General features: G+C 72.9%; 4 protein-coding genes. 1 reads left to right on the top strand and 3 read right to left on the bottom strand.

Annotation, left to right across the window (positions count from 1 at the left end; all coding sequences use genetic code 11):
• Positions 1-221 precede the first annotated feature (221 nt).
• Both QM595_RS07865 and QM595_RS07870 read right to left on the bottom strand, forming a co-directional pair.
• Positions 222-3,614, bottom strand: a complete 3,393-nt coding sequence (locus tag QM595_RS07865; RefSeq protein WP_415170990.1) for a pyruvate carboxylase — start codon at positions 3,612-3,614, stop codon at positions 222-224.
• Positions 3,615-3,647: 33 nt separating this feature from the next.
• The gene (locus QM595_RS07870) at positions 3,648-4,586 is read right to left on the bottom strand and encodes an NAD-dependent epimerase/dehydratase family protein (RefSeq protein WP_415170991.1); all 939 of its coding nucleotides are present in this window, start codon (positions 4,584-4,586) and stop codon (positions 3,648-3,650) included.
• A gap of 125 nt (positions 4,587-4,711) precedes the next feature.
• Between QM595_RS07870 and QM595_RS07875 the strand changes: the two genes are divergently transcribed.
• A complete protein-coding gene (locus QM595_RS07875; protein WP_415170992.1) occupies positions 4,712-5,398 on the top strand; it encodes a TetR/AcrR family transcriptional regulator in 687 nt (228 codons plus the stop codon).
• Between the two features lie 3 nt (positions 5,399-5,401).
• Here QM595_RS07875 and QM595_RS07880 read toward each other — a convergent pair.
• Positions 5,402-6,082: hypothetical protein (locus QM595_RS07880; RefSeq protein ID WP_415170993.1), on the bottom strand; the 681-nt coding region annotated here is incomplete at its 5' end.

Genomic DNA, 6,082 nt, shown 5'->3' on the forward strand with positions numbered 1-6,082 from the left:
GCGGCGACCTGGTGGTCGTCCTCTCCTGACCGCGAGTCGGCAGAAGTGCGGGTCTGAGAGGGCTCGAGTCGGCAGAAGTGTTGCAGCTCGGCGCTCCTGGCACCTGCACTTCTGCCGACTCGGCGCCTGGGGGACCTGCACTTCTGCCGACTCGGCGGTTTGGGGACCTGCACTTCTGCCGACTCGGCGCCTGAGAGACCAGCACTTCTGCCGACTCGCGGTCAGGAGAGGACGACCACCAGGTCGCCGCCGTCGACGGCCTGGGTGGCGGCGACGGCGAGCCGCTGTACGACGCCGGCCACCGGAGCGGTGATGGCGGCCTCCATCTTCATGGCCTCGATGGTGGCCACCGTCGCGCCGGCCTCGACGTGGTCGCCGACGGCGACGGTCGGGGTGACCACGCCCTGGAAGGGCGCCGCGATCTGACCGGCCACGGCAGGGTCGGCCTTCTCGGCGGCGGCTGCCTCGGCCTCGACGGAGCGGTCGCGGGCGGCGATGGGACGCATCTGGCCGTTGATGGTGCACATCACGGTGCGGTAGCCGCGCTCGTCGGGCTCGCTGATCGCCTCGACGCCGAGGTAGAGCTGCTTGCCCTCCTCGAGCTCGACCACGTGCTCCTCGCCGAACCGCAGTCCGTAGAGATAGTCCAGGGTGGGCAGCACCGAGACGTTGCCCCACTTCGAGCGGGCCTCGGTGTAGTCCCGCGTCGGCCCGGGGAAGAGCAGTCGGTTGAGGGTCGCCCTCCGGTCCGTGGCCAGCGCGGCGGCGTCCTCGGACGAGAGGGTCTCCTCGGGCGGGGTCCACGGCCGGCCCTCGATGGCCTTGGCGCGGAACGGCTCGGGCCAGCCGCCGGGCGGGGTGCCCAGCTCGCCGTGGAGGAAGCCGATCACACTGGCCGGGACGTCGTACGACGCCGGGTCGGCCTCGAACTTCACCGGGTCCGCCCCGGCGGCGACCAGCGCGAGGGCCAGGTCGCCGATGACCTTCGACGACGGGGTGACCTTGGGAACCCGGCCGAGGATGTCGTTGGCGGCGGCGTAGGTGTCCTCGACCTGCTCGAACTTCTCGCCCAGGCCGAGCGCGATGGCCTGCTGGCGCAGGTTGGAGAGCTGTCCGCCGGGGATCTCGTGGCGGTAGACCCGCCCGGTCGGTGCCGGCAGGCCCGACTCGAACGGTGCGTAGACCCGGCGGGTGGCCTCCCAATAGGGCTCGAGGGAGTTGACCGCGTCCAACGACAGGCCGGTAGGGCGAGGCGAGAAGTCGGTGGCGGCCACCAGCGAGGACAGCGGCGGCTGGGAGGTGGTGCCGGCCATCGCCGCGCAGGCGGCGTCGACGGCATCGACCCCGGCCTCGATCGCTGCGGTCAGGGTGGCGAGCTGACCGCCGGGGGTGTCATGGGTGTGCAGGTGCACCGGCAGGTCGAACCGCTCCCGCAGCGCGGTCACCAGGGTGCGGGCGGCCGGGGCGCGCAGCAGCCCGGCCATGTCCTTGATGCACAGCACGTGCGCGCCGGCCGCGACGATCTGCTCGGCCAGCCGCAGGTAGTAGTCCAGCGTGTAGAGCCGCTCGGAGGGGGAGGAGAGGTCGCCGGTGTAGCACAGCGCGACCTCGGCCACCGCGGTGCCGGTGCCGCGCACGGCCTCGATCGCCGGCGCCATCTGGGAGACGTCGTTGAGGGCGTCGAAGATCCGGAACACGTCGATGCCGGTGGCGGTCGCCTCCTCGACGAACGCCTCGGTGACGCTGGTGGGGTAGGGGGTGTAGCCGACGGTGTTGCGGCCGCGGAGCAGCATCTGCAGGCAGATGTTGGGCACCGCCTCCCGCAGCGCGGCCAGCCGGTCCCACGGGTCCTCGGTCAGGAACCGGAGCGCGACGTCGTACGTCGCCCCGCCCCAGGCCTCCAGGGACCACAGCTGCGGCGTCAGCCGCGCGACGTGGCCGGCCACGCCGAGCAGGTCGCGGGTGCGCACTCGCGTCGCCAGCAGCGACTGGTGGGCGTCGCGGAAGGTGGTGTCGGTGACCGCCACCTGCTCCTGCGCCCGCAGCGCCGCGGCGAAGCCCTCCGGGCCGAGCTCCAGCAGCTGCTGCCGAGTGCCCTCCGGGGGCGCGGCGGCCAGGTCGAGGCCCAAGAATCCAGGCGCGGGAAGCTTGCTGCGCGGGTCGACCGAGACCGGCGCCTCGCCGTACGGCCTGTTGACCGTGACGTCGGCCAGATAGGTCAGCAGCCGGGTGCCGCGATCGCCTGAGGCGCGGGCGATGAGCAGCTGCGGGTGGGTCTCGATGAAGGAGGTCGTGATCCGGCCGGCGGCGAAGTCCGGGTCGGCCAGCAGCGCCTGCAGGAAGGCGATATTGGTGGCCACCCCGCGGATCCGGAACTCGGCCACCGCCCGCCGGGCCCGTCGTACGGCGTCCTCGAAGGTCCGGCCGCGACAGGTCAGCTTGGCCAGCATCGAGTCGAAGTGGGCGTTGATCTCGGCGCCGGAGTAGGTGGTGCCGCCGTCGACGCGGACGCCGGCACCGCCGGGGGAGCGGTACGTCGTGATGACGCCGGTGTCGGGCCGGAAGCTGTTGGCCGGGTCCTCGGTGGTGATCCGGCATTGCAGCGCCGCGCCGCGCAGCCGGACGGTGTCCTGGGAGAGGCCCAGGTCGGCCAGCGTCTCGCCGGAGGCGATCCGCAGCTGGGATTGCACCAGGTCGACGTCGGTGACCTCCTCGGTCACCGTGTGCTCGACCTGGATGCGGGGGTTCATCTCGATGAAGACGTAGTTGCCCTCGGGGTCGAGCAGGAACTCCACCGTGCCCGCGCAGGAGTAGCCGATCTGGGTCGCGAATCGCACCGCGTCGGCGCAGATCCGCTCCCGCAGCTCCGGGTCGAGGTGGGGCGCCGGCGCGATCTCGACCACCTTCTGGTGGCGGCGCTGCACCGAGCAGTCCCGCTCGAAGAGGTGGATCACGTTGCCTTGGCCGTCGGCGAGGATCTGCACCTCGATGTGCCGCGGCTCGACCACGGCCTGCTCGATGAAGACCGTGGGGTCGCCGAAGGCGCCCTCGGCCTCGCGCATGCAGGTCTCGATCGCCTCGCGGAGCAGGTCGGGCTCGTCGACGCGACGCATCCCGCGTCCGCCGCCACCGGCAACGGCCTTCACGAACAGCGGGTAGCGCAGCTCGCCCGCCGCGGCCACCAGCTCCTCGACGTCGGTCGAGGGCGGGATGGAGGCCAGCGTCGGCACGCCGGCCGCCTTGGCGGCGGCGATGGCTCGCGCCTTGTTGCCGGTCAGCTCCAGCACCTCCGCCGACGGGCCCACGAAGGTGATCCCCGCGGCCGCGCACGCCTCGGCCAGCGCCGGGTTCTCCGACAGGAAGCCGTAGCCGGGATAGACCGCGTCCGCGCCGGCCTGCACCGCCGCCGCCACGATCGCCTCGGGATCCAGATAGGCCCGCACGGGGTGACCGCGCTCGCCGATCTCGTAGGCCTCGTCGGCCTTCAGCCGATGCTCGGACCCCCGATCCTCGTAGGGGAAGACCGCAACGGTCTTCGCCCCCAACTCATAGGCCGCCCGGAAGGCTCGGATCGCGATCTCTCCACGGTTGGCCACCAACACCTTGGTGAACATGCGGGCAACGCTATCGGGCGCTGTTGTTACCGGTCAGTCGCGTGTCTCAGGTCGACTGCGCCGCCACCAGGCCATCGTCGCGGCAACGCCGGTCTCGATCGGAGTGGGGGACAGCCCGAGCCGGGCCTGGCTGCGGGTCGAGTCGAGCACGAACGGTGCGGTGAACTGATAGGTCATCTCGGCCATCTCGCGGGTGCCGGGGTGGACCAGGCCGATCGCCTTGAGCAGGCCGGTCGGGATGCCCGACACCTTCGGCGCAGGTACGCCGGCCGCGGCGGCGTACGCCTGGGTCATCTCGCGCTGCGTGAGTGGGGCCGCGGTGGGCGCGTGCAGGACGGAGTTCCACAGCTCCTCGGTGTCGGCCGCCTCGATCATCGCGGCCGCGAGGTCGGGGACATAGGTCCACGAGTGCGGCTGGTCGGGGCTGCCGATCACTGATAGCCGCTTCCCGCCGAGGACGGCGTCCAGCATCCGCTCGCCGGCGTGGGCGGTGCGCACCAGTGGTCCGTAGAAGTCCGAGGCGGCCACGCTGACGGTCGGCGTCGCGGACGCCTCCCGGGCCCGGAGCAGGTCGGCCCGGACGCCGGGCTTGCCGCGGTCGGCGGGTCGCGGCATGTCCTCGGTCATCGGGCGGTCGACCGGTCCGTAGGCGTAGAGGCTCTCGGGGAAGACGACGACAGCGCCCGCCTGGCCGGCCGCCGCCAACACGACTGCCTCAGCGGCCGGCAGCTCTCGCCGCCAGGCCGCGGCCGAGTAGGCGGAGCCGTGCATACAGTCGAAGACCGCCGCGGCGCCGGTGAAGGCCTCGGCGAGATCGCCCGGCCTCGACGCGTCGGCCCGGCGGCGCTCGATGAGGGGATGGTCGGGACCGTTGCCGGAGCGGGTGAGGAGCAGGACCGGGCGATTGGCCTCGGCGAGCTGCCGGGCGACGGTGCTGCCGACCGGGCCGGCGCCGATGACGACGTTGTTCATGAGGACTCCTGAGATCGATGTTCGCAAGAGAGAGCGGTGCTCTCTATCTTCACGATGACATCCTCTCGGCAGGAAATCAAGAGCGGTGCTCGCATTTGTTTCTAGTGCTCTCTAGAGTGGGTGGCATGACCCAGACCCCACGCGCCCGGGCCCGGGCGCAGACGATGGCCGACATCCTGCGGATCGGTCGCGAGCACCTGGCGAGCGAGGGAGCCGCGGCCCTCTCGCTCCGGGCCGTCGCCCGTGACCTGGGTGTGGTCTCCTCGGCCATCTACCGCTATGTCGCCAGCCGCGACGAGCTGCTCACGCTGCTGGTCGTCGAGGGCTACGGACAGCTCGGCGACGCGGTGGACGAGGCGCTGGCTGGAGTCCAGGGGCCCCGGGAGCGGCTGCTGGCGCTGGGCCGTGCGGTGCGCGGCTGGGCGGTGGCCGAGCCGGCCACCTATGCGTTGCTGTTCGGCAGCCCGGTGCCCGGCTACACCGCGCCGGCCGAGCAGACCAACGAGCCCGGCACCCGGGTGGTGCGGGCGCTGATGGCGATCCTCGGCGACGCGTACGCCGGGGGGCTGGCGCGCCGTCGCGCCCCGGTGGCCAGCCCGGTGCTGCGGCAGACGTTCGCGGCGGTCCGTGAGGAGTACGCCCTCGACCTCCCCGACGACGTCCTGGCGGCAGGCGCCTGTGCCTGGGCCTCGCTCTTCGGCTGCGTCACCTTCGAGGTCTTCGGCCAGTACGGCCCCGGTGGCTTCGGCGACCCGGCCGCGCTCTTCGAGCATCACCTCGGCGTCATCGCCGACACCGTCCTCTCGGCCTGAGGGTCAGCGGCGCAGCAGCTGGGAGAGCAGGTCAGGGTCCAGGGACCCGAAGCCGGTCCGGCTCCAGGCGCCCAGGTCGAGCCGGTAGTAGTGGCGCGGCCTGCCGCCGACCACGAAGTCGAGGACGTCGGGCGGCTCCTGGCCGGCCTGCAGCGCCCGGGCGCAGGCCTGGCAGGCGGGCACCTTCACGGTGCGGCCGCTGTCGGTCCAGGTCGCCGTCGTCGTGGCGAGGCTGTGCAGCGGGTTGAAGTAGCAGCGCCGACCGGGTCGCCAACCGTGGCCTTGCGCCGCGGCCCGGAGGGCCTCCTGGCCGCGCTCGGCCAGCACCAGTGCGCCGACGGCGTCGGCCGGGGAGTGGCTGCCGTCCAGGATCCGGCTCGCCACGTCGTAGTGGTCCAGCGCCGCCTGCCAGGACGCCCGGGCCCGGGCGGTCGTCGCCGAGAAGTCGGTGGCGTCGATCCGCTCGCCCAGCGCCAGCACCGCGGCCTGGGCCCGCGACTCGTTGCGCTCGTCCTCCGCGGCCCGCACCGTGCGCAGCACCGACTCCGGCAGCGCCAGGGCGCGCCCGGTGGTCGAGGCGGTCACCAGGCGGGTACGACGCCGGCCGCGCCGCCGCAGCCAGACGGCCGCGGCCAGGCCGACGACCGCGACGGCCAGCACGCCGCCGACCGTCGGCAGCGCGGA

The sequence above is a fragment of the Nocardioides sp. genome (assembly GCF_047607185.1).
In the GTDB taxonomy this organism is placed as follows: Bacteria; Actinomycetota; Actinomycetes; order Propionibacteriales; family Nocardioidaceae; genus Nocardioides.